Below are 26,405 nucleotides of genomic sequence, written 5' to 3' on the forward strand. Positions count from 1 at the left end.
CTAAGCTAATGAGATGCCAGCAACCATCTCAGCAGAAGTCGATCCCGGCGTCGCAGCCGACGATCTCGCGGCGCACCTGCGCCCCGCGCTCCTCCGCGTCTCGCGCCGGCTGCGCGCGGAGAAGGCCGACAACGAGCTGAGCGACTCGCAGTCCGCGATCCTCGGGTACCTGCTGCAACGGGGCCCCAGCACACCCGGCGCCCTCGCTGCGTTCGAGCGAGTCACGCCGCCCTCGATGAATCGCACCATCAATGCCGTCGTCAGTGCGGGCTACGTCGTGCGTACTCCGTCGGCTGACGACGGGCGGAAGGTGCTCGTCTCGCTCACCGATTCCGGCGCCGCACTTGTGGCCGAGACCCGCCGCCGGCGGAATGCCTGGCTGAACCTGCGGCTGGCCGAGCTGTCAGCGGATGACCGTGCCACGCTCCAGCGGGCGGCGACGGTGCTCCGGGAACTCGCCGACAGTTGAGCGCGATGTTCCGGTCGCTCAGCGACTACAACTACCGGGTCTGGTTCGGCGGGGCGATCGTCTCGAATGTCGGCACGTGGATGCAGCGCACCGCCCAGGACTGGATCGTGCTCACCCAGCTGACCCGCAACGACGCCGTCGCGGTCGGAGTGGTGATGGCGCTCCAACTCGGGCCACAACTGCTGCTCGTTCCGTGGACGGGGCTCGTTGCCGACCGCGTCGACCGCCGCAAGCTCCTCATGGTGACGCAGGGGGTGATGGGTATCCTCGGGCTGGCGCTCGGACTGATCGTGCTCTCGGGCAGAGCGCAACTCTGGCAGGTGTACATCTTCGCGCTGCTGCTCGGCATCACCAGTGCCTTCGATGCGCCTGCCCGGCAGTCGTTCGTGTCGAACCTGGTGTCCGACTCGAACCTCTCGAACGCCGTCGCGTTGAACTCGGCGTCCTTCAATGCGGCACGGATGATCGGACCTGCCCTGGCGGGCGTGCTGATCGCTGTCGTCGGATCCGGCTGGGTGTTCCTGATCAACGCAATCAGTTTCGGTGCCGTCCTCTTCTCGCTCACACGCATGCGCCAGGAGAACCTGCGCGTTCCCAAGCGTTCGAAGGGCGGGCCGGGCCAGCTGCTCGACGGCTTCCGGTACGTGTCGAAACGTCCGGACATCGTCATCGTGCTCGTCGTGATCGCGATCATCGGAACCTTCGGTCTGAACTTCCAGATCTTCACGTCGACGATGACCACGGGAACGTTCCATCTGGATTCGACGGCGTTCGGGTTGCTGTCGTCTGTGCTGGCCGTCGGGTCGGTCGCGGGTGCCCTGCTCTCGGCGAGGCGCGAGAGACCGCGGCTCCGGCTCGTCTTCGCCTCGTCGGCGCTCTTCGGGCTGAGCTGTCTGCTGGCCGCCTTCTCGCCGACCTACCTGACCTTCGCGCTCTGCCTCGTTCTGCTCGGGTTCGCCGCGCAGACGCTGATGACGACAGCGAACGGTGCCGTGCAGATGACGACGGCACCCGAGTTCCGGGGCCGCGTGATGGCGCTCTACATGGCCATCTTCATGGGCGGCACCCCCATCGGAGCCCCGATCGTCGGTCTCGTCGCCAACACCCTGGGCCCGCGCTGGGCGATCGGTGTCGCGGCCGTGGCGGGATTCGCGGCGGCGCTGATCGGCCTGCTCTGGATGATTCGGCACCAGCATCTGCGTCTCAACGTGCAGGTGCACGGCTCGCCTCATTTCATCGTGACGCACGACGGCGACACGCGTTCGCTGGATGTGCTCGAGACGCCGCGGCCCGCCTCGGCTGAACGCGAGAAGCTCGTCGACGATGTGCTGGAGGACGAGGTCACCGAAAAGCGGTGAAACACCGGGTGACGATTACTCATAGATGAGCATTTCTTGATATTGTGCTGTTCGGAGCGAAATCCGAACGAGAGGCCGATGCAGAGTGAATGCACAGAACCGTCCCACCCACGAACGTCTGAAGCAGGGCGGGCTGGGTGCGCTGCTGGTCTGCGGCGCCCTCGTCGCCGGTGTTGCGCTGACGGCTGCTGCGCTGCCGGGTGCCCCTGCATCCGCGACGAAGGGGCTTTCCCGTTCGTCCGTCGCGATGGCCGAACCCGTCGACGACCTGTCGCAGGAGCACCTGGCGGCGATCGGTGAGGCCGGCACGGTCTACCTGAGCGGCACGTGGTCGGGCTTCGTGAACTTCCCGTTGCCCGACGGCACGACGGCCTGGTCGGACCAGATCGACGCGTCGTTCAGCTGCAGCGGATTCGTGGCGAGCTCCGACGGCTACATCGTCACCGCGGGGCACTGCGCCGACGTCGCCGAGGGCAAGACGGCCCTGGTCGACCAGTTCCTCTCCGACGAGGTCGCGAACGGTGACATCACCGAGGCCGATGCGCAGGGCTACATCGCAGCCGGCGCAGAGGGCGCCTGGCCTGTGGAGGGCCAGAAGACCGGGGAGGCGCCCGTGCTGGCCATGAAGGTCTATCCGGCCATCTCGATCTCCGCCGACAACGCCTCAGGGTTCACGGCTGTCCTCCAGGACGACCGCCCGCTCAGTCAGGGCGACGTCGCCCTGTTCAAGATCGACGCGCCCGCGCCCCTCCCCGTGCTCCTCGTCTCGGGTGAACAGCCGGCCACCGGCCAGAAGGTCGACGCGATCGGTTATCCGGGCAATGTGACAGACCTGGTGAGCGGCAATCCGCAGCCCACTTTTGCCCAGGGCCAGGTCAGCGGCCGGCAGCAGACCGACGGCGGCCCGTTCACCCAGATCGGGGTCACCATGAGCCCCGGCATGAGCGGGGGCCCCGTGATCAACGGCACGGGCGACGTCGTCGGCGCCATCAGCTTCGGCCCCTCGGGCGACACCCAGCAGCTGAACTTCGCGGCTGCACCCGAGACGATCTCGGCCCTCCTCGCCCGCAACGGCGTCAAGAACACCCTCAGCGATGCCGACACCTTCTTCCGCGCGGGCCTCTCGGAATACTTCGACGGCAGGTTCCACGCTGCTGCCGAAGACCTCGCCAAGGTCGTCGCCGCGAACCCGCAGAACGCGATCGCCCAGCAGTACCAGGCGAAAGCCACGGAGGCCTTCCCCCGCGAGAACACCACCGGCTGGATCCTCTGGGCCGGCATCGGGGGAGGCGTCTTCCTCCTGCTCGTGATCGGGCTGGTCGTCCTCCTCGTCCTCCGCGGGGGGCGCAAGCGTCGTGCGACAGCAGCGGCCAGCGCTGGCGCGCCATTCTCGACGCTGCCCGCCGCCGCAGGAACGCCCGCACCGCTGGCTCCGTCCGCGGCAATGCCCGCCCCGGTGACGGCACTCTCGGAGCCCGCCGCCCCCGTCTCGGCCGCGTCCTCAGCGGCCCCGCCTGCTCCGGTGCCAGCACAGGCCCCACCGGCCGCGCCGTCAGCTTCCGCATACCTGCCAGCCGCGGCGTCCGTCCCAGTCGCGGCGTCCGCCCCAGCCGCAGCAGCCGTGCCCCCGGCCTCGCCACCCACCCCGGCCTCGCCACCCGTCCCGGCCGAGTCGCTCTCCACCGCCGGGCCGCACCCGGCGGCTGCGCCGCTCACCCACGAGCCGCACCCGGCGGCCGCGCCGCTCGGCACCGAGCCGCACCCGGCGCCCGCGCCGCCCGCCACCGATGAGCCGCACGCGGCGGACGCACCACTCGCCGCCGCCGAAGGGCCCGCCGCCGCGAACACGCACTGCGGTGCGTGCGGACGAGTGGTCTCGGAGGGGCAACGGTTCTGCACCGCCTGTGGGCACCCCCTGTCCGCGGCAGCCGCCATCAGCCCCGACGCGGCGTCGTAGCGCGCCGCAATAGACTGTTCCGGTGCCTACACGCCTCACCAATTACTTTCTGAAGACCCTCCGCGAAGACCCCTCCGATGCGGAGGTGACCAGCCACCGCCTCCTGGTGCGGGCCGGGTACATCCGTCGCCAGGCACCGGGGATCTTCGCGTGGCTCCCGCTCGGTCTCCGCGTGAAGGCGAAGATCGAGAAGGTCGTCCGTGAGGAGATGTCGAACGCCGGCGCCCACGAGGTGCACTTCCCGGCCCTGCTGCCGAAGGAGCCCTACGAGGCCACCGGCCGTTACGTCGACTACGGCGACGGTATGTTCCGCCTCGAAGACCGCCGCGGTGTGGGCTACGTGCTGGCGCCCACCCATGAGGAGGTCTTCACCCTCCTGGTGAAAGACCTGTACAGCAGCTACAAAGACCTCCCCCTCTCGATCTACCAGATCCAGGACAAGTACCGCGACGAGGCCCGCCCGCGTGCGGGGCTCCTCCGCGGTCGTGAGTTCACCATGAAGGACGCGTACTCGTTCGACTACACCGATGCGGGTCTGGATGTCTCGTACCAGGCCCAGCGCGACGCCTACGAGCGCATCTTCACCCGGCTCGGCCTCGAATACGTGATCGTCAAGGCCGACGCCGGCGCGATGGGCGGCTCGAAGAGCGAGGAGTTCCTGCACCCGACTCCCGTGGGTGAAGACACCTTCGTGCGCTCCGCGGGAGGCTACGCCGCCAACGTCGAAGCCTTCACCACGCTGGTGCCGGGCGCCCTCCCGGTCGATGGCCTGCCCGCACCGACGGTGTTCGACTCACCGAATACCCCGACCATCCAGAGTCTGGTCGCACTGGCGAACGCCGAGCAGCCCCGTGCCGACGGCCGCGAGTGGACCGCCGCAGACACCCTGAAGAACGTCGTTCTGGCCGTCACGCAGCTCGACGGCAGCCGCGAGATCGTCGTGGTCGGCATTCCCGGCGACCGCGACGCGGACCTGAAGCGGGCCGAGGTCGCGTTCCAGCCCGCGGAGGTCGAAGCCGCGAACGAAGACGACTTCGCGAAACACCCCGGCCTGGTGAAGGGCTACATCGGTCCGTGGGCCGCGGCCGGCACGGCCGTGCTCGGCGAGACGTCGAGCACGAGCATCCGGTACCTGCTCGACCCCCGTGTCGTCACGGGCACGCAGTGGATCACCGGCGCGAACGAACACGAGAAGCACGTCTTCGGTCTTGTGGCGGGTCGCGACTTCGTGGGCGACGGCTTCGTCGAGGTCGCCGATGTACGGGATGGCGACCCCGCCCCCGACGGCTCGGGCCCCATCGAGACCGCGCGCGGCATGGAGATCGGGCATGTCTTCCAGCTCGGCCGGAAGTACGCCGAAGCGCTCGGCCTCAAGGTGCTCGATGAGAACGGCAAGCTCGTCACCGTGACCATGGGCTCGTACGGTATCGGTGTGACGCGGATCCTGGCGATCATCGCCGAGCTGAACAACGACGACAAGGGCCTCATCTGGCCGCCCGCGGTCGCGCCCTTCGACGTCTACGTCGTCGCCACCGGGCGCGACGCGGCCGTCTACGAGGCCGCCGAGGGCATCGTCGCCGAGATCGAGGCGTCGGGCCGCGAGGTGCTGTTCGACGATCGGCCCAAGGTCTCGCCGGGCGTGAAGTTCGGCGATGCGGAGCTGATCGGCGTACCGAAGATCGTCATCGTCGGTCGCGGCGTCGTCGATGGAACGGTCGAAGTGTGGAACCGGGCCACCGGCGAACGCACTGAGGTCGCTCTCGGCGAGGTCGTCGCGGCACTCTGAGCCGACCGCGGCCAAGCCCCCCCGCCCTAGCACTGAACGGCCGCCGAAACGAGGCGGTGCGGCAGGTGGGCGAACTCACACCAAGCTCAAATTAGACTTGACCGATGCGCAGTCATGGATTGGCTGCATTCGGGCGTAACTGCATCAGGCGTAGAAGGACTCCATTGACTAACTCCAATGCCACTTTCCGGCATCAGAACTCGGCGCTGCTCGCGGTGAAAGCGCGCCTCGCTCCGCTCGTGGTGACGTCAGAGGAGATCGACGTGCGGCTCGCCGACGCTCTGACCCGCCTGCGCCTCCCCACCGGTCTCCTGCAGCGCGTCGCCGGCGTGATCTCCCGCCGCAACTGGGACGACAACGGCACCTTCGACGAGGCAGCGGCCGGTGCGGCAGGCGATGCGCTCAAGGAGGCGAACGTCGACCCGAAAGACGTCGGGCTGCTGATCAACACGTCGGTCACCCGCAAGCACCTCGAACCGAGTGTGGCGGTGGGCATCCACCACGCCCTCGGGCTGCCCTCCTCGGCCATGAACTTCGACATCACGAACGCCTGCCTCGGTTTCGTCAACGGAATGACGCTCGCCTCGCAGATGATCGACTCGGGCCAGATCAAGTACGCCGTGATCGTCGACGGCGAGGATTCGAACGAGATCCAGGCCAACACGATCCACCGTCTCTCGCAGCCCGGCATCTCCCGCAAGGACTTCGTGAACGAGTTCGCCTCGCTCACCCTCGGTTCGGGTGCCGCCGCCGCAGTGCTCGGCCCAGCCGACCAGCACCCGGAGGGCCACCGCATCATGGGCGGCATCTCGCGGGCCGGAACCGAGCACCACCTGCTCTGCGTCGGCGACAAAGACGGCATGTTCACGCACACCAAGGAGTTGCTCGCGGGCGGCATGGCGCTGGTCGTCGAGGCGTGGAAAGAGGCGAAGGGCTCCTGGGACTGGCAGAAGATGGACCGCTACATCCTGCACCAGGTCAGTGATGTGCACACCGATTCGATCGTCAAGGCGGCGAAACTCGACCGCAAGAAGATTCCGCTCACCTACCCGCAGCTCGGCAACGTCGGCCCCGCGTCCCTGCCGATGACGCTTGCGCTCGAGGCCTCGAAGCTCGTCAAGGGCAACCGCGTGCTCTGCATGGGGGTCGGTTCGGGCATCAACACCGCCATGACCGAGATCGTCTGGTAGTGGGCGGCCAGCGCTGGCGCGAGCCGGCGTCGCTGCCCGGCGGGTTCCCGGGTCTGGATGCCCGCTGGTCCCGTCTCGTCACGGCACCCGATTCGCACGGCACTCCGCGCACCTGGCACCTGCTCGACAACCTCGCGCTGCTGACCGAGGCGGGCCTCGAACCCTCCGGCACCATTCTCTGCGTGCACGGCAATCCGACGTGGTCGTACCTCTGGCGCACGGTGGTCGCGGCGGCGACGGATGCTGCGCTGGCCGATGCTGCGCTGAACCAGGCCTCTGCTGCCCCCGTCTGGCGGGTCGTCGCGGTCGACCAGCTCGAGATGGGCTTCTCGGAGCGTTCCGGGCACGACCGGGGCCTGCCGGAGCGCATCGCCGACCTCGGCGCCCTGACCGACACCCTCGGCCTCGCCGGCCCGGTCGTCACCCTCGGCCATGACTGGGGCGGCGTCGTCTCGCTCGGCTGGGCCGTCGACCACCCCGATCTTCTCGCCGGCGTGATGATGCTGAACACGGCCGTGCACCAGCCCGAGAACGCTCCGCTCCCGGCGGCGCTGCGGCTCGTGCTGAAGCGTTCGCTCCTGGTGGCGAGCACCGTGCGCACGACAGCCTTTCTCGACACGACCCTGGCGATCGCGCACCCCGCGCTGGAGTCGTCCGTGCGGAGCGCCTTCCGCGCGCCCTACCGCTCTGCGCGCCGCCGCGAGGGCATCGGAGCCTTCGTCGCCGACATCCCCGTCGACGCCTCGCACCCGAGCTTCGCCGAACTCACCCGCGTCTCGTCGGCCGTCGCCCGCCTCGACGTTCCGGCGCTCATGCTCTGGGGCCCCCGTGATCCCGTCTTCAGCGACCGCTACCTCGGCGACCTCCTCACGCGGTTGCCGCATGCTGACGTCACCCGTTTCGAGGGTGCCGGCCACCTGGTGGGCGAGGACGTCGCAGTCGCCCCGATGATCCTGTCCTGGCTCACCGACCGCTTCCGGGGGCTGGATGTCGCCACCGACGCGTCTGCGGACTCCGACGCCAATGACGTCGCCGGGCTTGCCGTGGCCGCGCACGAAGGGCCTGGCGCCGCCGCCGCGCCGTCCGCCGACAGGTCGAGCGAGCCCCCGGCGGCGCCCTTCCGGCCGCTCTGGGCCACCCTCGACGAACACGCGACCGATCCGCGACCCGCTGTCGTCGAGATCGCACCGCGGGGCGCGAAGCGGGGGAGCGGCATCCGTTCCGTGAGCTGGGCGCTGCTGAAACGCCGGGTGGATGAGCTCGCCGCCGGCCTCACCGCCGTGGGCGTCGAGCGGGGTGACCGGGTGTCCCTGCTCGTGCCCCCGGGTGCCGACCTGACGGGTGTGCTCTACGCCTGCCTCCGGATCGGCGCGGTCGTCGTCGTCGCCGACGCGGGCCTCGGGATCCCGGGTCTCAGCCGCGCCGTCCGTGGCGCGCGCCCCGATCATGTCATCGGCATCGAGACCGCTCTGGCTGCGGCCCGCGTGCTCGGCTGGCCCGGACAGCGCATCTCGGCCCGCACCCTCTCGGCGCCGCTCGCCGCGGCCCTCGGGGTCAGCCATTCGCTCGCCAACGTCGCCCGGCTGGGCAGAGAGGCGATCGCCGCCGGTGGCGCAGCCCTCCGCCCTGCTGCCCCCGCCGCCACCGACCCCGATGCCACCGCCGCCATCCTCTTCACCTCGGGTTCGACCGGCCCCGCCAAGGGCGTCGTGTACACCCACCGCCAGCTCGCCGCCCTGGTCGGTCTGCTCGGCGACCGGTTCGGCATCAGCCCGGGCACCGGCCTCGTCGCAGGCTTCGCGCCGTTCGCTCTGCTCGGCCCCGCGCTCGGCGCGACGTCCGTCACGCCCGACATGGACGTCACCTCCCCCAAGACCCTGTCCGCCCGCGCCATTGCGCAGGCCGCGCGGGCCGTCGATGCCACGGTCGTCTTCGCGTCCCCGGCCGCCCTGATGAACGTGACGGCGACCTCGGATGCCCTGACCGCCCCCGAGCGGAGCGCCCTCAGCCGCGTGCGGACGCTGCTCTCCGCGGGCGCACCGTTGCCGGTGCCGCTGCTGCAGGAGGTCGCCGCGCTGCTGCCGGAGGCGAGCATCCACACCCCCTACGGGATGACGGAGGGCCTGCTGATGACCGACATCACGCTCGACGGGATCGTCGAGGCGCAGGCCGATGCGCAGGCCGGTATTCACGCGGCGGCCCAGGCCGAGGCGCGCGCGGGCGCGCAGGCCGGGACGCCCGCGCCGACCCCCGGCGGCGTCTGCGTCGGCGCGCCCGTCGAGGGTGTGCGCGTGCTGCTGAGCGCCCTCGACGACCACGGCGACGCGACTGGCGAGCCGAGTGCCGCTCCCGGCGTCACCGGGGAGATCGTCGTCTCCGCACCCCACCTCAAAGACCACTACGACCAGCTCTGGCTCACCGACCGGGCCGCCACCCGGGAGACGCCGGCCGGGCGCTGGCACCGCACCGGCGACGTCGGGCACTTCGACGCGCAGGGCCGGCTCTGGGTCGAGGGGCGACTGCCGCACGTCATCACGACGGCCATGGGCATCCTGACCCCGGTCGGCCCGGAGCAGGCGGTCGAGGCCCTGACCGGCGTGCGACGAGCCGCTTTCGTCGGGATCGGTCCGCGCGGCACACAGCAGGTCGTCGCCGTCATCGAGTCGAGCGCCCCGCGGGCACGGCGCACTCCGGTCGGCCTCGCCGAACCGTCGCTCGCCACGGCGGTGCGGCGGGCATCCGGGGTGGATGTCGCAGCTGTGCTCGTCGTCTCCGAACTGCCCACGGACATCCGCCACAACTCGAAGATCGACCGCACCGCGCTCGGCACCTGGGCGGCGGGCGTGCTGGCCGGCGGGCGGCGAGTGGCGCCGTGAGGGTCCTCGTCACGGGCGCGAGCGGGATGCTCGGCCGGGCCGTCGCGCGGGGGGTGCTCGCTGCGGGGCACAAGGTGCGGACGTTCCAGCGCGGTGTCTCCGGCGTCGACGGTGCTCTGGATGCCCGGGGGAGCATCACCGACCCCGAGGCCGTGCGTGCTGCCGCCGAGGGCGTCGACGCGGTCATCCATCTTGCGGCGAAGGTCTCGTTCGCGGGAGCGCCCGAGGATTTCCGGGCCGTGAACGTCGAGGGGACCCGGTCTCTCGTGGCCGCCGCCCGGAGCGCCGGGGCCACCCGCTTCGTGATGGTCTCCTCGCCGTCCGTCGCACACGCGGGGCTCTCGATCGTCGGGGACGATGCCCTGCCGGCCGATCCGGAGCGCGCCCGCGGCGAATACGCCCGCACGAAGGCTGCGGCCGAACTGCTCGCGCTCGAAGCGGACGAACCGGGCTTCGCCGTTGTCGTCGTGCGGCCGCACATCGTGTGGGGGCCGGGGGACACCCAGCTCATCGAACGGGTCGTCGACCGGGCGAGCAGGGGGCGGCTGCCCCTGCTCAGCGGTGGACTCGCCCTGATCGACACGACCTACGTCGACAATGCCGCCTCGGCGATGGTCGCAGCGCTCGAACGCGCTGAAGCCGTACACGGCCAGTCGTTCGTCGTGTCGAACGGTGAGCCCCGCACCGTCTCGGAGCTTCTCGCGGGCATCTGCGGGGCGGCGGGGGTTCCCCGGCCGGGCTGGAGCGTTCCCGCCGCGGTGGCGCGCGAGGCCGGGGGCCTGATCGAGCGGGTCTGGGCCGTGCGCCCGGGGCGTGACGAGCCGCCGATGACCCGGTTCCTCGCCGAACAGCTCTCCACGTCGCACTGGTACGACCAGCGCCGCACCCGGGCTTCGCTGGACTGGCAGCCCGCGGTGACCCTCGACGAGGGCTTCGAACGCCTCCGCCGGTGGTACGCCATGGACCCGGGCGATCGGGTATCCTAGAAAGCTGGACCGGGCCATCGCCCCGTCTGAGACTGAAGAAACTGAATACGTAAGAGAAGGAGGCCGGCCGTGGATATCGACCTCAGCGTGCTCAAGCTCATGGAACGCGAACGCGAAATTCCCTTCGACGAGCTTGTGCAGATCATCGAACAGGCGATTCTGACCGCCTACCTGAAGCACACCGACCAGGCTGACCATGCGCCGGCCGGGGAAGCCCCGAAGGCCCGTGTGCACCTCGACCGGAAGACCGGTCACGTCAGCATCTTCGTGCCCGAACTCGACGACTCGGGGCTCGTCATCGGCGAGAGCATCGACGAGCCGAGCGACTTCGGCCGCATCGCCGCATTCGCTGCCAAGCAGGTCATCAACCAGCGCCTCCGCGACATCGCCGACGACGCCGTGCTCGGCGAGTTCAAGGGGCGCGAGGGCGACATCGTCGCGGGCGTCATCCAGCAGGGGCCGAACCCGCGCATGATCCATGTCGACCTCGGTACGGTCGAGGCGATCATGCCGCCCGAGGAGCAGGTCGCCGGCGAGACGTACACCCACGGCAACCGGATCCGGGTCTACGTGACCGCTGTGGGTCGTGGGCTGAAGGGTCCGCAGATCACGGTGTCCCGCACGCACCCGTCTCTCGTGCGGAAGCTCTTCGCACTCGAGGTCCCCGAGATCGCGAGCGGTGTCGTCGAGATCGTCTCGCTGGCTCGCGAAGCCGGCCACCGCACCAAGATCGCGGTTCGCGCCACCGAGCCCGGCATCAACGCCAAGGGTGCCTGCATCGGTGAACTCGGTCAGCGCGTGCGCGCCGTGACGAACGAGCTCGGCAACGAGAAGATCGACATCGTCGACTACTCCGAAGACCTGCCGACGTTCGTGGCGAACGCGCTCTCCCCGGCGAAGGTGACGAGTTCGTTCGTCATCGATGCGTCGCTGAAGGCCGTGCGCGCCCTCGTTCCCGACTACCAGCTCAGCCTGGCGATCGGCAAGGAAGGGCAGAACGCCCGCCTCGCGGCCAAACTCACGGGCGCGAAGATCGACATCCAGCCCGACTCGATCCTCGAAGACGACTAGCCCGGGCATCCATTCGACAGCCGGAGCGGTGTCGAAACCGTCCGGGCGAATCAGGGCGGTGCTAGAATGAAACCTGTAAGAACGTGCGTCGGTTGCCGAGCGCGTGCCGAGAAATCCTCCCTTCTCAGGGTCGTGGCCCAGAATTCACTGCTTGTCGTCGATGACGGCGCTGTGATGCCGGGGCGAGGCGCGTATCTCCACGCAACCATCCACTGCTTCCAGAACGCCGTGAAGCGTCGGGCCTTCGGCCGGGCGTTGCGTACTGACAGGCAGCTCGACATTTCCGAACTAGAGACAAGGCTGAACGCCACTGTGAACAACTAATGAGTAATCACTCATGAGCGCCTCAAAATGAGTAGCGCACACAACTGAGGCCGTCCCTGTTCGGGGTCACGGCCCGAACAAGGAGAATTGTGGCAAAACCACGCGTACACGAGATCGCAAGCGAACTCGGCGTCGACAGCAAGGTCGCCATGGCGAAGCTCAAAGAAATGGGCCAATTCGTCAAGGGACCCTCATCGAGCATTGAACCACCGGTCGCCCGGCGCCTGAAAGAGGCGCTGCAGGCCGAGAGCGCCAAGGCATCCGCCGGCGGCGCCACCACCGCATCCAGCGGGGGATCGTCGACCACGTCGACGGCCACTGCTGTGCGCCCGGGCGGCGGTCGTCCCGGCCCCGCCGCGCCCAAGGCACCGGCCCCCGCGGCACCGTCCGCCCCGGCGACGGCACCCTCGTCGACGGCCCCGTCGACTCCGGGAACCCCCGCCTCGAGCACCCCGACCTCCGCCGCGCCCGGTTCCACGGCACCTCGTACCCCGGCAAGCCCGGGTCGTTCGGGTGCCATGGTTCCGCCGACGAGCCAGTCGTCGCGCACGGCGATCCCGTCGCCGGCCGCCCCGGCCTCACCGGCTCCGGCCGACGCTCCCTCGAGCGCTGCCCCGGCAGCTCCGTCGGCCAGCACGGCACCCGCGTCGGCTCCTGCTGACGGAAGTGCCGCTCCTGCCGCAGCAGCCGGTGACGGTTCGGCACCTCGTCCCGGCAGCAGCGCCCGCCCCGGCGGACCGCGCCCGGGCAACAACCCGTTCGCGTCCTCGCAGGGTATGCAGCGCCCCGGTACCCCGCGGCCCGGCAACAACCCGTTCGCCAGCTCGCAGGGCATGGGTTCCGCTCCGGCCGCAGGTGCCCGTCCCGGCGCTCCCGCCGGTGGCAGTGCCACGCCCAACAACATCCCCCGTCCCGTCGCCCCGCGCCCGGGTGCACCCCGTCCCGGCGCGCCGCGCCCGGGTGGAGCAGGCCAGGGCAACCGCCCCGGCGGCTTCGGAGCACGTCCGGCCGGTGCCGGCGGTTTCCGTCCCGGTGGTGCGGGTGGCGCTCGTCCGGCTGGTGCCGGCGGGTTCCGTCCCGGTGGCGCTCCCGGTGGAGCCCCCGGCAACACGTTCGGTCCTCCTCGCCCCGCAGCGGGTGCCGGTGGCCGTGGCCGTGGTCCCGGCGGCGGTACCGCTGGAGCCTTCGGTCGTGGTGGCGGGCGTGCCAAGGCGCGCAAGTCCAAGCGTACGAAGAGAGCAGAGTTCGAACTGAGGGAAGCCCCCTCGCTCGGTGGCGTCAGTGTGCCCCGTGGCGACGGGTCGACCGTGGTGCGCCTGCGCCGCGGTGCATCCATCACCGACTTCGCCGACAAGATCGACGCCAGCCCGGGCAACCTGGTCACCGTGCTGTTCCACCTCGGTGAGATGGCGACGGCGACCGAGTCGCTCGACGAGGCCACCTTCGGTGTGCTCGGCGAGGAGCTCGGCTACAAGATCCAGATGGTCTCGCCCGAAGACGAGGACCGCGAGCTCCTGCTCGGCTTCGACATCGACCTCGACGAGGAACTCGCCGAGGAGACCGACGAAGACCTCGAGATCCGCCCGCCGGTCGTCACCGTCATGGGTCACGTCGACCACGGTAAGACCCGTCTGCTCGACGCCATCCGTAACGCGAACGTCGTCGCCGGTGAGGCGGGTGGCATCACCCAGCACATCGGTGCCTACCAGGTCGTCGCCGAGCACGAGGGCATCGAACGCGCCATCACCTTCATCGACACACCCGGTCACGAGGCGTTCACCGCCATGCGTGCCCGTGGTGCGCAGGTCACCGACATCGCGGTTCTCGTGGTGGCGGCAGACGACGGCATCATGCCGCAGACGATCGAGGCGCTGAACCACGCGCAGGCCGCCAACGTGCCTATCGTGGTCGCGGTGAACAAGATCGACGTTCCCGGTGCCAACCCGGCCAAGGTGCGCCAGCAGCTCACCGAATTCGGCCTGGTCGCCGAAGAGTATGGCGGAGACGTCATGTTCGTGGATGTCTCGGCGCGCAACAACGTCAACATCGACAAGCTGCTCGACGCCGTGCTGCTCACCGCAGACGCGGGCCTCGACCTGCGGGCCAACCCGAACAAGGATGCCCGCGGTGTCGCCATCGAGGCGAAGCTCGACAAGGGTCGCGGTGCGGTTGCGACCGTGCTCATCCAGTCGGGAACGCTCGAGGTCGGAGACGCGATCGTCGCCGGTACCGCCTACGGCCGTGTGCGCGCCATGCACGACGAGAACGGTGTCGCGGTTCTCGCCGCAACGCCCTCCCGTCCGGTGCAGGTGCAGGGTCTGTCGTCGGTGCCCCGCGCCGGTGACACCTTCCTCGTCATCGAAGAAGACCGCACCGCCCGCCAGATCGCAGAGAAGCGCGAAGCCGTGGAGCGGAACGCCCTGCTGGCCCGTGCCCGCAAGCGCATCTCCCTCGAGGACTTCACCAAGGCTCTCGAAGAGGGCAAGGTCGAGTCTCTCAACCTCATCATCAAGGGTGACGTCTCCGGTGCCGTCGAGGCACTCGAGGAGTCGCTGCTCAAGATCGAGGTCGACGACTCGGTGCAGCTGCGCATCATCCACCGCGGTGTCGGTGCCGTCACGGCGTCCGACGTCGACCTGGCGACGATCGACAACGCGATCATCATCGGGTTCAACGTGCGCCCCGACCCGAAGGCCCGCGAACGTGCGGCCCGCGAGGGTGTGGACGTGCGGTTCTACTCGGTCATCTACAACGCGCTCGAAGACATCGAGAACTCGCTCAAGGGCATGCTCAAGCCCGAGTTCGAAGAGGTGCAGTCGGGTGTGGCCGAGATCCGCGAGATCTTCCGTTCCTCCAAGTTCGGGAACATCGCGGGTGTCATCGTTCGCTCCGGAACGATCACGAGGAACGCCAAGGCGCGGGTCATCCGCGACGGCGTCGTGGTCGGCGACAGCCTCGCCATCGAATCGCTCCGCCGGTTCAAGGATGACGTCACCGAGGTGCGTACGGACTTCGAGGCCGGTATCGGTCTCGGCAAGTTCAACGACATCCAGATCGGCGACGAGATCGAGACCATCGAGATGAAAGAGAAGCCGCGTACCTAGCGGTTCGGCAGTACCCCGGCGGGGCATCCTGGTTCCATCTGGTTCCGGATGCCCCGCCATCCCTTAACGAAAGGACGCGTCATGGTTGACGAAGCCAGAGCACGCAAATTGGCCGACCGCATCAAGGTCATCGTGGCCAAGAAGCTCGAACGCGGTGTCAAAGACCCGCGGATGGGTTTCGTGACGATCACCGACGTACGCGTCACGGGCGACCTGCAGCACGCCTCGATCTTCTACACGGTGTACGGCACCGACGAGGAGCGCGCCGACAGTGCCGCCGCACTGAAGTCGGCGACCGGGATGCTCCGCACGGAGGTCGGCAAGAACATCACCTCGCGGCTCACGCCGTCACTCGAGTTCATCGCTGACGGAATCCCCGAGAACGCGAAGCTCATCGACTCGCTGCTCACCGAGGCGCGCACCCGCGACGCCGAGGTGGAGACCCTGGCGCGCCAGGGCCAGTACGCCGGCGACGCCGACCCATACGTCAAGCCCCGCGTCATCGCGGACGACGACGACGACTTCGACGACGCCCCGCCCGCAGCCTGACCCCGCACCCCACATCGGGTCGTTCAGCGAAACCCCGGAAATAGTCGCTCTGACTGTGTGAAAGCGACAATTTTCGGGGTTTCGACAGGTCAGGGGACGGCGCGGGCGACGGCCGCGGGCGTGAGGAAGTGGCCCGTGCGCTCGACCTCGTGCACGAGGTCGACGAGGGCCGCGTTCACGGGCGCCTCGCGTCCGGCGGAGGCCGCCTCGGCGACGACGGCACCGTTCAGGTAGTCGATCTCCGTCGGCTGCCCGCGGCGGATGCTCTGCAGCGTCGAACCCGGGTTCGGCGTCGAACCCATCCGCGCCCTCATCCGGAGCGGAAGCCGTTCGGCGAGCCCCGCCGGTGCGAGCGCGAAGGCGCGGAGCAGCACCTGGCTGAGCCCCTGCACCCTGCCGAAGCGGGTGCCGACCGCGAACCCGGTGCGCACCGCCTCCTGCATGCTGCGGGTGATGATGCGCCGGAGCTCCGGATGCTCGATGGTCTGCTGCACGCTGAGCCCGGTGATGGCGGGCATCGCATTCACCTGGTTCACGATGAGCTTCGACCACTGCGCACCGGTGAAGTTCGCGATCGCCTCGGCCGGCATGACGGTGGCCAGCGTCGCGGTGGCCGAACGTGTGGCGGGGGAGGGCTCTCCGTCTCCCGAGCCGAGATAGGTGACGCCCGTCGTCGTGACCGAGATCTCGCCGGCCGCGAGGTAGCTCGCCGCGTAGAGCGCGAGGCCGCCGATCCAGTCCGCCTCGGGCAGGGCCTCCCGCGCGGTGCGGAGCGCTTCGAGGCCGTTCTGCACGATGACCACGGGCCTTCCGCCGAGGAGTTCGGCATTCGCGAGGATGGCCGGCCGGGCATCCTGCGCCTTCGTGCAGACGAACGCGAGCTCGGCGCTCGTCGTGAGCACCTCGTTCGCCTGCACGTGAGCGACGTGCGCGCCCCAGCCGCCGGTGAGGCGGATGCCCGACTGCCGGATGACCGCCAGGTGTTCCCCGCGTGCGGTCAGCTCGACGCTGTGGCCGGCCCGGTCGAGGAGGGCTGCGATGGTGCCGCCGATGGCGCCACCTCCGACGACGGCGATCTGCATGCGGTGGGGCCTTTCGGGGTTCAGGGCAGCGGGGATCAGGGAAGCGTGTAGCCGGCCGGTGTGTCGACGAGCAGTCCGTCTTTCAGCAAGCCTGCCACAGCCCGGTCGAGCTGTTCGACGTCGGGCCAGAGCGCGGCGATCGCCTGGGCCGGCACGGCGTCGTCGTGCGCGCGGAGGGCGCCGAGTACCAGGCCGCGCACCTGCCGGTCCGATCCCTCGTACTTCTTCTGCACGGCCTTCCGCCTGCCCTCGAAACCGGGGTAGCCGGCGGTGCGCCAGAGGCAGGCGTGTGCGATCGGGCAGGCATCGCAACGGGGTGCCCGGGCGGTGCAGACGACGGCGCCGAGCTCCATGATCGCGCCGTTGAAGGCTCGGGCGGCCACGTCGTCGTGGGGGAGGAGCGCCTCCATCGCGACCAGGTCGACGCGCGCGCTCGGCGGTCCGGGTTCGGCCTGGCCGGCGACGGCGCGGGCGATCACGCGCCGGATGTTCGTGTCCACCACCGGGTGCCGGTCGCCGTACGCGAAGGCTGCGACAGCGCGAGCGGTGTAGTCGCCGACGCCGGGCAGGGCGAGCAGATCATCCACCGCCCGCGGTACGACGCCGCCGTGCCGTTCGACGATCGCGACGGCCGAGGCGTGCAGCCAGAGGGCGCGCCGGGGGTAGCCGAGCGACTGCCAGGCCCGTACTGCCTCGCCCGCGGGTTCCGCCGCGAGGGCCGCAGGGGTGGGCCAGCGTGAAAGCCACTCCTCGAGCCGTGGAATGACGCGCACCACGGGCGTCTGCTGCAGCATGAACTCGCTGACGAGTGTGCCCCAGGCGCTGAACCCGGGCCGTCGCCACGGCAGGTCGCGGGCGTTCTCGGCGAACCACGCCACAAGCGTCTCGGAGATCACGGTGGCCTGGGACATCCTGCCCAATCTACCGAACGTAGACTGGATCCATGGCCTTTCCTCCCACCCCTCGCGAAGTGCTCTCGGATGCCCTGGCCGCCGAGATCGTGCACAACTATGGCCGCGGGCGCCGCCTGGTCGCGGTCGATGGAGCCGCCGGCACGAAGCTGTTCGCCGATGCTCTCGGTGTGGCGTTCCGGGAGGCCGGGCACGCGATCGTGAGGGCGTCGCTCGACGACTTCCTGCAGCCACGGGCTGTTCGCGAGCAGCAGGGCGCGGCGTCTGCCGCGGGCTACTACAGCGACCGGTACGACTACCCGACGTTCCTGCGCGTGCTCGTACAGCCGTTCAAGCTCGGCGGGAGTGCGGGATTCGTCGGGGCGAGTTTCGACGCCTCGCGGGACAGAGCGCTCGAACCGCGCTGGCTCACCGCCCCCGCAGATGCGATCCTGCTGGTCGACGGGCCCTTCCTGCAGCGGCCGGAGCTCCGCGGCATCTTCAACTTCGTCGTCTACCTCGAACCTGACACCTCGAAGCTCGACCCGCGCATCGACGGCGCGGACGAGCTCTACATCGGTGCCGTGCAGCCGCGCTCCGCCAGTGATGCGATCGTCTCGGCCTTCGACGAGGACGAGCCGCGGAGAGTGTTCGCCGACCGCTGCTGAAGTGATCCTCGAGGCCCTCGAGCTTGTACCCTTGGCAGAGTGAATCCCGGAAGCAACCGCAGCGGCATCCTCCTCGTCGACAAACCGCAGGGGAACACCAGCCACGATGTCGTGGCCCGCACCCGTCGCCTCGCCGGAACCCGCAAGGTCGGCCACGCCGGGACGCTCGATCCCCTCGCCACAGGGCTGCTGGTGCTGGGCGTCAACAGTTCGACCCGACTGCTGACCTATGTGGTCGGCCTCGACAAGGAGTACGAGGCGGTCATCCGGCTCGGCGCCTCCACCACGACCGACGACTCCGAGGGCGACGTGCTCGAAACCGCCGCGCCGGACGCCGTGGCCGCCCTCACCGATGACCGTATCGCCGAGGGTCTCTCGGCCCAGACCGGCGACGTGCTGCAGCGGCCGAGTTCAGTGAGTGCGATCAAGGTCGACGGCAAGCGCGCGTACGCCCGGGTGCGGGGCGGCGAGACGGTGGTTCTGGATGCCCGTGCCGTGACGATCTCGACGATCGAGGTACGGGGTGGTGGGCCGGTCACGGGCACCGGCTTCTGGGACGTGAGTGTGCGCGTGGTCTGCTCGTCGGGCACGTACATCCGTGCCATCGCCCGGGATCTCGGTGACGCCCTGGGGGTCGGCGGGCATCTGACGGCGCTCCGGCGCACGAGGATCGGGCCGTTCGGTGTCGCCGAGGCGCACACCCTCGAGACGATCGATGCCGACCGGGACCTGCTGGCGCCCGCGGATGTCGCGGGCCGGCTTTTCGAGACGGCACGGTTCGACGCCGCGCAGGCGGCCGACCTCCGGAACGGCAAGCGGGTCGAGCTCAGCGACGGCCAGGCTCCGGCTCCGGGCACCGCCACGCCGGGCCCTCTTGCCGCCATCGACCCCGATGGTGCGCTGATCGGACTGTTCGAGATCCGCGGCGGCACGGCCCGCGTGCTGGTGAACTTCCCGACGGACGCGCCCGCGATCCCGACCGCAGCCACCGAAGGGCCCGCAGCATGATCGAGTGGTTCTCCTACGTCCAGATCGCCGTCGCGGTTCTGGCCGGTGTGTTCTGCCTCATCGTGGGGTTCAGTGGGCGGGTGCCGAACGACTACACGCTCGGCGCGACAGCTCTGGTCGAACTGCTGCTGGTCATCCAGTTCGTCGTCGCCCTGCTCGCGCCCGCCTTCGGCAACGACGCGAACGGCGATGTGCTGGAGTTCTACGTCTACGCGGTCTCCGCGCTGCTGCTGCCCGCGGCGGCCGTGTTCTGGGCGCTGATCGACCGCACCAGGTGGAGCACGGTCATCCTCGGGGTCGCCTGCCTCGCGATTGCCGTGATGGTGTTCCGGATGAACGAAATCTGGCTCTTCCAGAACGTCTAAACTCGAGAGCGATATGCCAACAGAATCCGCGCCCGTGCCCGCCACCACACCGGCCCGCCGCCCCCGCATCGCCGGCATCGGCCGGGTGCTCGTCGTGATCTACGCCATCCTCGCCCTCGGTGCCTTCGGCCGCTCGCTCGTTCAGATCATCCAGCAGTTCGACCAGGCGCCCCTGGCCTACACGCTCTCCGCGGTCTCGGCTGCCGTGTACATCGTCGCCACAGTCGCCCTGGTGGCGCGGGGCGCCGTCTGGTACCGCGTCGCCTGGGTCACCATCTCGTTCGAGATGCTGGGCGTCCTCGTGGTCGGCACGTTGAGCATCGTCGCGCCCGAACTGTTCGCGCACGCCTCGGTGTGGTCGTACTACGGGGTCGGGTACCTCTTCATCCCGCTCGTGCTCCCGGTGCTCGGGATGCTCTGGCTGTCGAAGAACCGGCCCGTCGCCGCGCAGCCTGTCGCCGAGGCGGCATGAAGGTCTTCACCTCGGTCGACGAGATCCCGGCCGACTTCGGCCCGTCCGCGATCACGGTCGGCAAGTTCGACGGAGTGCACGAGGGCCACCGCGCGGTCATCCGGGAGCTGCTGGCTGTGGCCCGGAGCGAGGACCTCGTCGCGACCGCCGTCACGTTCGACCGGCATCCTTCCGCCTTCCTCGCGCCGGAGCGCGCTCCGGTCGCCCTGGTCGGCAACGAACAGAAGATCGACCTGCTGGAGAAGACCGGTCTCGACGCGACCCTCATCCTGACGTTCGACTCCGCCCTCGCCACCCTCACGCCGACGGAGTTCGTCGAGCGCATCCTCGTGAACGGCCTGCATGCCCGCGCCGTGCTCGTCGGGCGCGACTTCCGTTTCGGGCTCCGTGGTGCGGGAGACGTCGCGTTCCTGGCCAAGCTGGGCATCACGCACGGCTACACCGTGAGGATCATCGACGACGTCTCGCCGTCGGGCGGCCGGCGGGTCTCCTCGACCTGGATCCGCGAACTGCTGGCCGTCGGCGACGTGAAGACCGCGACCACCCTGCTCGGCCACGCCCCTGCGGTGCAGGGCGAGGTCGTGCACGGCGCGAAGCGGGGCCGCGAACTGGGCTTCCCCACCGCCAATCTCTCGCCGAGTTCCGAGGGGCTGATCCCGGCCGACGGCGTCTACGCGGGATGGCTGACCGACGGCGATGTGCGCTATCCCGCAGCGATCTCTGTCGGCAGCAATCCGACGTTCGACGGGGTCCCGCCGAAGCAGGTCGAGGCCTACGTGCTCGATGAGACCATCGACCTCTACGGGCACGTCGTTCTGATCGCCTTTGCCGACCGCATTCGCGGGCAGGTGAAGTTCACCGGAATCGAGCCGCTGATCGAGCAGATGAACGACGACGTCGAGCGGGTCAGAGAGCGCCTGGCGTGACAGCCGCCCTGCCGCCGTCCCAGCGCGGCGGGCGGGTGCTGGCGCTTGTCGGCATCGTGCTGGTCGCTTCGAACCTCCGCACGGCCGTCGCCGCGCTCTCGCCGATCTTCACCGACATCGGTGTCGACATCCCACTGACGAGCCTCGACGTGGGCATCATCGGTACACTGCCCCCGCTCTGTTTCGCTCTGTTCGGGCTGCTGGCTCCGGTCTTCCAGCGGTCACTCCGCGTGGAGTCCCTGCTGATCATCGCTCTGGCGGCGATGATCGTCGGGGACGTGCTCCGGGCGCTCTCGGCCTCGTACCCGATGCTCGTGCTGGCCAGCGCGCTGACGTTCGCCGGGATGGGCATCGGGAACGTGCTGCTCCCGCCGCTCGTGAAGAAGTACTTCCCCGACCGGATCGGTCCGCTCACCGCCCTCTATGCGACCGTCATGGCCCTGTTCGCCCTGCTGCCTCCGCTTGTCGCCGTGCAGGTGAGTGAAGGCGCGGGGTGGCGGTTCTCGGTCGGGATGTGGGGCATCCTCGGAGTGTTGGCAATCGTGCCGTGGGTGCGGCTGCTCGGGGCGGATCGGCGTCGCACGCCGGATCCGTCGATCGTCGAAGGAGTCGTGCCCGAACCCGACGCCGCGATGCTCGGCCGCGCCCGGCACTCGGCCCTCGCGTGGTCGCTCGGCCTGATGTTCGGCGTCACCGCGCTGAACACCTACGCCTGCTTCGCCTGGCTGCCCGAGATCCTGACCGACATCGCCGGACTCGACCAGGGCGGAGCCGGCGCGATGCTGTCGCTCTACACCAGCATGGGCATCCCGGCGTCGCTGCTCATTCCCGTCATCGCCACCCGCGTGAAGAGCGTGAGCGGGATCATCCTGTTCGGAATCGCCGCCTTCATCGCCGGGTACCTCGGGTTGCTGCTGGCGCCGACTGCAGCACTCGGTGTGTGGGTGGCCCTGGCGGGAATCGGGCCGCTGCTCTTCCCCCTGGCGCTGCTGCTGATCAACCGCCGGAGCCGCACCCAGCGCGGCGCCGTGGCCCTCAGCGGCTTCGCACAGGGCTTCGGCTACCTGCTCGGGGCTCTCGGTCCGCTGGTCGTCGGAGTGCTCCACCAGCTCAGCGGCGGCTGGACCGCTCCGCTCCTCTTCCTGCTGGTGAGCGTGGCCAGTGTGCTGCTCGTCGTGCGTGTCGTGTCGCGGCCCCGCTTCATCGAAGACGACTGGCACCGAGCCCCGCGAACGGTCTGACGTCTACACTTGATGGTGCTTCCTCCGATCCCCCCGGGTCGGTTCCGCGGGAGACGAACTTCGAAGACAGGTGTGCTTGTGACGTTAGACAGACTGGTGAGTCCGGCTTCCCGGGCGACCGAGGTGCTCGGAGGCGAACTCACCGAGTCGAGCCTCAAGCGCTACCTGAACGGCATCTCGGGTGTCGACGCGGTCGGTCTCGAGGCACGTGCGGCCGATCTCGGCAGCCGCTCGATCAAGACCACCTCGAAGGCCTGGGCGCTCGACCGCATCATCTCCCTGATCGACCTCACCACGCTCGAGGGCGCGGACACCACCGGCAAGGTGCGCTCGCTCGTGGCGAAGGGCCTGGTTCCGGATGCATCGGACCCCGGTTGCCCGCGGGTCGCCGCCGTCTGCGTGTACGGCGACATGGTGCCCGCCGCCGTCGAGGCGCTCGGTGCAGCCCATGGGCTCGACGACGTTCCCGGCGGCATCAACGTCGCCGCCGTGGCCACCGCGTTCCCGAGCGGCCGGGCCTCACTCGCGGTGAAGCTGGCCGACACGGCCGACGCGGTCGCCGCCGGTGCGGACGAGATCGACATGGTCATCGACCGCGGGGCGTTCCTCTCCGGCCGCTACGGCCAGGTCTTCGACGAGATCGTCGCGGTGAAGGAGGCGTGCCGCCGCGCCGACGGCAGCTTCGCCCACCTCAAGGTGATCCTCGAGACGGGGGAACTGAACACCTACGACAACGTGCGCCGGGCATCCTGGCTGTCGATCCTCGCCGGCGGAGACTTCATCAAGACGTCGACCGGAAAGGTCGCGCCCGCTGCGACTCTGCCGGTCACCCTGCTCATGCTCGAGGTGGTGCGGGACTGGCACCGTCTGACGGGCGAGAAGATCGGCGTGAAGCCGGCCGGCGGCATCCGAACGTCGAAAGACGCGATCAAATACCTGGTCGCCGTCGCCGAGACCGCGGGGGAGGAGTGGCTGCAGCCGCACCTGTTCCGGTTCGGCGCGTCGAGCCTGCTGAACGACGTGCTGCTGCAGCGCCAGAAGCTCGCCACAGGCCACTACTCCGGCGCCGACTACGTCACCATCGACTGAGAGAACCGTCACATGTCATTTCTGGAATATGCCCCGGCACCCGAGTCGACCGCCTTGCTGAACCTGCAGTCGGAGTACGGCCTCTTCATCGACGGTTCGTTCAGGGCTGGGTCCGCGCCCTCGTTCTCGACCATCTCGCCCGCAACCGAGAAGCACATCGCGACCATTGCGTCGGCGTCCTCCGCCGATGTGGATGCCGCGGTCAGCGCCGCGCGCCGCGCCTACGATACGACGTGGTCACGTCTCTCCGGTCGCGACCGGGGCAAGTACCTGTTCCGCATCGCGCGCCTGGTGCAGGAGCGGGCCCGCGAGCTCGCGGTCGCCGAAAGCCTCGACAACGGCAAGCCGATCAAGGAGAGTCGCGACGTCGACGTTCCGCTCGTCGCTGCCTGGTTCTTCTACTACGCGGGCTGGGCCGACAAACTCGACCACGCGGGCCTCGGAGCCGACCCCCGCGCCCTGGGTGTGGCCGCGCAGGTCATCCCGTGGAACTTCCCCCTGCTGATGCTGGCGTGGAAGATCGCGCCCGCCCTGGCCGCCGGCAACACCGTGGTGCTGAAGCCGGCCGAGACGACGCCGCTCACCGCGCTGCTGTTCGCGGAGATCGTGCAGCAGGCCGGGCTGCCCGCCGGAGTGGTCAACATCATCACGGGAGCGGGTTCCACCGGGCGAGACCTGGTGAATCATCCGGACGTCAACAAGGTCGCCTTCACCGGCTCGACTTCGGTGGGCCGCGAGATCGCCCGGTCTCTGGCCGGGACCTCGAAGAAGCTCACCCTCGAACTCGGCGGCAAGGGCGCGAACATCGTCTTCGACGACGCCCCCATCGACGAGGCCGTCGAAGGCATCGTGCGCGGCATCTTCTTCAACCAGGGTCACGTCTGCTGCGCCGGATCGCGGCTGCTCGTGCAGGAGAGCATCCACGACGAGGTCGTCGACCGCCTCAAGGAGCGGCTCTCGACGTTGCGCGTGGGGGACCCGCTCGACAAGAACACCGACGTCGGGGCGATCAATTCGGCTGAACAGCTCGCCCGCATCCGGGAGCTGTCGGACATCGGCGAGGCGGAAGGTGCTTCGCGCTGGAGCCCGGCGTGCGACCTCCCCGCGGACGGATTCTGGTTCGCGCCGACGATCTTCACGAACGTGTCGACGGCATCGCGCATCGCGCGCGACGAGATCTTCGGGCCGGTGCTCTCGATCCTGTCGTTCAGAACGCCCGCCGAGGCAGTCGCCAAGGCGAACAACACGCCCTACGGTCTGTCGGCTGGCATCTGGAGCAGCAACGGGTCGCGGGTGCTGGCGGTTGCCGACAAGCTGCGTGCCGGCGTCGTCTGGGCGAACACGTTCAACCAGTTCGACCCGTCCTCGCCGTTCGGCGGATACAAGGAGTCGGGCTACGGCCGCGAAGGCGGCAAGCAGGGGCTCGCGGCGTACCTCGCCCCGGCCGCTTCATCGCGCGGAGCGGAGGAACGGGCATCCGTTGCCGCCGAGATCGACAGCGGGAACGTCGAGTCGCCTGCTGCCAGCTCCACCTCCACCACCACCACGACCGAAGGATCGAGCAAATGAGCCACCTCGCCGTGCCGAAGACCTACAAGCTGTACATCGGTGGCAAATTCCCGCGGAGCGAATCCGGGCGCGTGTACGAGATCCTCGGGGCGTCGGGTGAGTTCCTCGCCAACGCCGCCCAGGCCTCCCGCAAGGATGCCCGCGACGCTGTCGTCGCAGCACGCGCGGCCGTCTCGGGCTGGTCGAAGGCGACCGGGTACAACCGCGGACAGGTGCTCTACCGCATCGCCGAACTCCTCGAAGGCCGGAGGGCCCAGTTCGTCGACGAGATCGTGCAGGCCGAGGGGGTGTCGACTGCTGCCGCCGGGGAACAGGTCGACGAGGCGATCGACCGCTGGATCTGGTACGCCGGCTGGGCCGACAAGTACGTGCAGGTCGCGGGCAACGCCAACGCGGTCTCCGGCCCCTACTTCAACATCTCCGTGCCGGAGCCGACGGGCGTTGTGGCGATCGTCGCGCCGCAGTCGACCTCGCTGGTCGGGTTCGTCAGCGCTGTCGCCCCTGCACTCGTGGCCGGCAACACGGTGGTGGTGATCGCGTCAGAGCGGCTGCCGCTGTCGGCGATCAGCCTGGCCGAGGTGCTCGCGACGAGCGACGTCCCCGGGGGTGTCGTGAACATCCTGACCGGATCGCCCGCCGAGATCGCGCCCTGGCTGGCCTCACACGCCGACGTGAACGCTCTCGACCTGGTGGGTGCCGGCGCGCTCGACTGGGTGCAGCTTCAGATCGACGCGGCCGAAACCCTCAAGAGGGTCTTCCCGCCCGAGCAGGGTGCGGACGCTGCTGCGCCCTCGCTCGCGCGCATCGTCGGGTTCACCGAGACGAAGACGGTCTGGCACACGAAATCGATGATCTGAGGGCTCAGCCCCTCGTCTGCAGCACGTAGATCGCCAGGTCATGCCGCACCCCGGCGACGGGGAACGATTTCGGGCGTACCCGCTGCAGTCTGAATCCGAGGCGCTCGGCGACCCGGCGACTGCGGTGGTTGCCTGTCGCCGCGTGGATCTCCACCCTCTCGACGCCCTCAGCGGCGAGCTGAGCGATCGTCGCCCTACACGCGCGCGTCACCGCGCCGCGGCCCTCGAAGGCGGCGTCGATCCAGTAGCCGAGTTCCGCCAGGCCGAGCTGTCGATCGATTCGGCAGGTGACCGACCCGATCGCTTCGCCCTCGAACCTCAGCACCGTCGGAAGGCTGCGGCCGTCCGCCCAGTCGGACAGCAAGGCCCTGGTGTAGCTCGCCAGTCCGTCCCGGGTCTGCTCGCCCTGCGCCCACGGCTCCCATTCGCGGAGGCGCGCGAGATTTGCGAGTGTGAGCGCGAGCATTTCGTCGACGGTTTCAAGGTCGCGCAGCACGAGGTCGAATCCGTCACCGAGGTCGTGCGGGAGAAACGCCACCGGCCGAGTCATCTTTCCATCCTCTCGCGC

At 69.4% G+C, this 26,405-nt stretch carries 23 protein-coding genes; 20 read left to right on the forward strand and 3 right to left on the reverse strand.

The window, feature by feature from the left end:
* Positions 1-13: 13 nt before the first annotated feature.
* From FB464_RS04255 to rbfA, 11 genes are all read left to right on the forward strand, one after another.
* Positions 14-469, forward strand: a complete 456-nt coding sequence (locus tag FB464_RS04255) for a MarR family winged helix-turn-helix transcriptional regulator (protein WP_116414957.1) — start codon at positions 14-16, stop codon at positions 467-469.
* Between the two features lie 5 nt (positions 470-474).
* Positions 475-1,827 carry an MFS transporter gene (locus FB464_RS04260; protein WP_116414956.1) on the forward strand — a complete coding sequence of 451 codons (1,353 nt, stop codon included), beginning with the start codon at positions 475-477 and terminating at the stop codon, positions 1,825-1,827.
* An 85-nt stretch (positions 1,828-1,912) separates the two neighbouring features.
* Positions 1,913-3,784: a trypsin-like peptidase domain-containing protein gene (locus FB464_RS04265; protein WP_116414955.1), complete on the forward strand. Its 1,872-nt coding sequence runs from the start codon at positions 1,913-1,915 to the stop codon at positions 3,782-3,784.
* Between the two features lie 22 nt (positions 3,785-3,806).
* On the forward strand, positions 3,807-5,570 hold the full coding sequence (locus tag FB464_RS04270; RefSeq protein ID WP_116414954.1) for a proline--tRNA ligase: 1,764 nt from the start codon (positions 3,807-3,809) through the stop codon (positions 5,568-5,570).
* A gap of 164 nt (positions 5,571-5,734) precedes the next feature.
* Positions 5,735-6,760 (forward strand): 3-oxoacyl-ACP synthase III, encoded by a 1,026-nt coding sequence (locus FB464_RS04275; RefSeq protein ID WP_116414953.1) that lies wholly within the window; start codon positions 5,735-5,737, stop codon positions 6,758-6,760.
* Positions 6,760-9,636: an alpha/beta fold hydrolase gene (locus FB464_RS04280; RefSeq protein ID WP_246092927.1), complete on the forward strand. Its 2,877-nt coding sequence runs from the start codon at positions 6,760-6,762 to the stop codon at positions 9,634-9,636. Before FB464_RS04275 ends, FB464_RS04280 begins: the two co-directional genes overlap by 1 nt.
* The gene (locus FB464_RS04285; RefSeq protein WP_116414952.1) at positions 9,633-10,622 is read left to right on the forward strand and encodes an NAD-dependent epimerase/dehydratase family protein; all 990 of its coding nucleotides are present in this window, start codon (positions 9,633-9,635) and stop codon (positions 10,620-10,622) included. Before FB464_RS04280 ends, FB464_RS04285 begins: the two co-directional genes overlap by 4 nt.
* A 69-nt stretch (positions 10,623-10,691) precedes the next feature.
* Positions 10,692-11,693: a transcription termination factor NusA gene (nusA, locus tag FB464_RS04290; protein WP_116414951.1), complete on the forward strand. Its 1,002-nt coding sequence runs from the start codon at positions 10,692-10,694 to the stop codon at positions 11,691-11,693.
* A gap of 66 nt (positions 11,694-11,759) precedes the next feature.
* Positions 11,760-12,017: a YlxR family protein gene (locus tag FB464_RS04295; RefSeq protein WP_116414950.1), complete on the forward strand. Its 258-nt coding sequence runs from the start codon at positions 11,760-11,762 to the stop codon at positions 12,015-12,017.
* An 89-nt stretch (positions 12,018-12,106) separates the two neighbouring features.
* Positions 12,107-15,121, forward strand: coding sequence for a translation initiation factor IF-2 (gene infB / locus FB464_RS04300; RefSeq protein WP_116414949.1), 3,015 nt, complete (start codon positions 12,107-12,109; stop codon positions 15,119-15,121).
* Positions 15,122-15,202: 81 nt separating this feature from the next.
* Positions 15,203-15,670 carry a 30S ribosome-binding factor RbfA gene (gene rbfA / locus FB464_RS04305; protein WP_116414948.1) on the forward strand — a complete coding sequence of 156 codons (468 nt, stop codon included), beginning with the start codon at positions 15,203-15,205 and terminating at the stop codon, positions 15,668-15,670.
* Between the two features lie 89 nt (positions 15,671-15,759).
* Here the strand turns inward: rbfA and FB464_RS04310 are convergent, their stop codons facing one another.
* Complete coding sequence (locus FB464_RS04310; protein ID WP_116414947.1) at positions 15,760-16,752, reverse strand: ketopantoate reductase family protein; 993 nt, start codon at positions 16,750-16,752, stop codon at positions 15,760-15,762.
* Between the two features lie 35 nt (positions 16,753-16,787).
* Positions 16,788-17,663, reverse strand: a complete 876-nt coding sequence (locus FB464_RS04315) for an HhH-GPD family protein (RefSeq protein ID WP_116414946.1) — start codon at positions 17,661-17,663, stop codon at positions 16,788-16,790.
* Between the two features lie 32 nt (positions 17,664-17,695).
* Here FB464_RS04315 and FB464_RS04320 point away from each other — a divergent pair, with 32 nt between their 5' ends.
* The 9 genes from FB464_RS04320 (at position 17,696) to FB464_RS04360 (ending at position 25,837) form a co-directional block, all read left to right on the forward strand.
* Entirely contained in the window at positions 17,696-18,310 is a 615-nt protein-coding gene (locus FB464_RS04320; protein ID WP_142206605.1) for a nucleoside/nucleotide kinase family protein, read from the forward strand.
* A 39-nt stretch (positions 18,311-18,349) separates the two neighbouring features.
* The gene (gene truB, locus FB464_RS04325; protein ID WP_116414944.1) at positions 18,350-19,318 is read left to right on the forward strand and encodes a tRNA pseudouridine(55) synthase TruB; all 969 of its coding nucleotides are present in this window, start codon (positions 18,350-18,352) and stop codon (positions 19,316-19,318) included.
* Entirely contained in the window at positions 19,315-19,683 is a 369-nt protein-coding gene (locus FB464_RS04330; protein WP_116414943.1) for a hypothetical protein, read from the forward strand. Before truB ends, FB464_RS04330 begins: the two co-directional genes overlap by 4 nt.
* Positions 19,684-19,696: 13 nt before the next feature.
* Positions 19,697-20,155 (forward strand): hypothetical protein, encoded by a 459-nt coding sequence (locus FB464_RS04335; protein ID WP_116414942.1) that lies wholly within the window; start codon positions 19,697-19,699, stop codon positions 20,153-20,155.
* Positions 20,152-21,081: a bifunctional riboflavin kinase/FAD synthetase gene (locus FB464_RS04340; RefSeq protein WP_116414941.1), complete on the forward strand. Its 930-nt coding sequence runs from the start codon at positions 20,152-20,154 to the stop codon at positions 21,079-21,081. The genes FB464_RS04335 and FB464_RS04340 overlap by 4 nt, the downstream gene beginning before the upstream one ends.
* Positions 21,078-22,322 carry an MFS transporter gene (locus FB464_RS04345; RefSeq protein WP_116414940.1) on the forward strand — a complete coding sequence of 415 codons (1,245 nt, stop codon included), beginning with the start codon at positions 21,078-21,080 and terminating at the stop codon, positions 22,320-22,322. The genes FB464_RS04340 and FB464_RS04345 overlap by 4 nt, the downstream gene beginning before the upstream one ends.
* A gap of 96 nt (positions 22,323-22,418) precedes the next feature.
* Entirely contained in the window at positions 22,419-23,411 is a 993-nt protein-coding gene (gene deoC, locus FB464_RS04350; RefSeq protein ID WP_425472396.1) for a deoxyribose-phosphate aldolase, read from the forward strand.
* Between the two features lie 12 nt (positions 23,412-23,423).
* Complete coding sequence (locus FB464_RS04355) at positions 23,424-24,980, forward strand: aldehyde dehydrogenase family protein (RefSeq protein ID WP_116414938.1); 1,557 nt, start codon at positions 23,424-23,426, stop codon at positions 24,978-24,980.
* On the forward strand, positions 24,977-25,837 hold the full coding sequence (locus FB464_RS04360) for an aldehyde dehydrogenase family protein (RefSeq protein ID WP_116414937.1): 861 nt from the start codon (positions 24,977-24,979) through the stop codon (positions 25,835-25,837). The genes FB464_RS04355 and FB464_RS04360 overlap by 4 nt, the downstream gene beginning before the upstream one ends.
* Positions 25,838-25,841: 4 nt before the next feature.
* Here the strand turns inward: FB464_RS04360 and FB464_RS04365 are convergent, their stop codons facing one another.
* Complete coding sequence (locus tag FB464_RS04365) at positions 25,842-26,387, reverse strand: GNAT family N-acetyltransferase (protein ID WP_116414936.1); 546 nt, start codon at positions 26,385-26,387, stop codon at positions 25,842-25,844.
* Positions 26,388-26,405: the final 18 nt, after the last annotated feature.

The organism is Subtercola boreus, from assembly GCF_006716115.1.
Taxonomy (GTDB): Bacteria; Actinomycetota; Actinomycetes; order Actinomycetales; family Microbacteriaceae; genus Subtercola; species Subtercola boreus.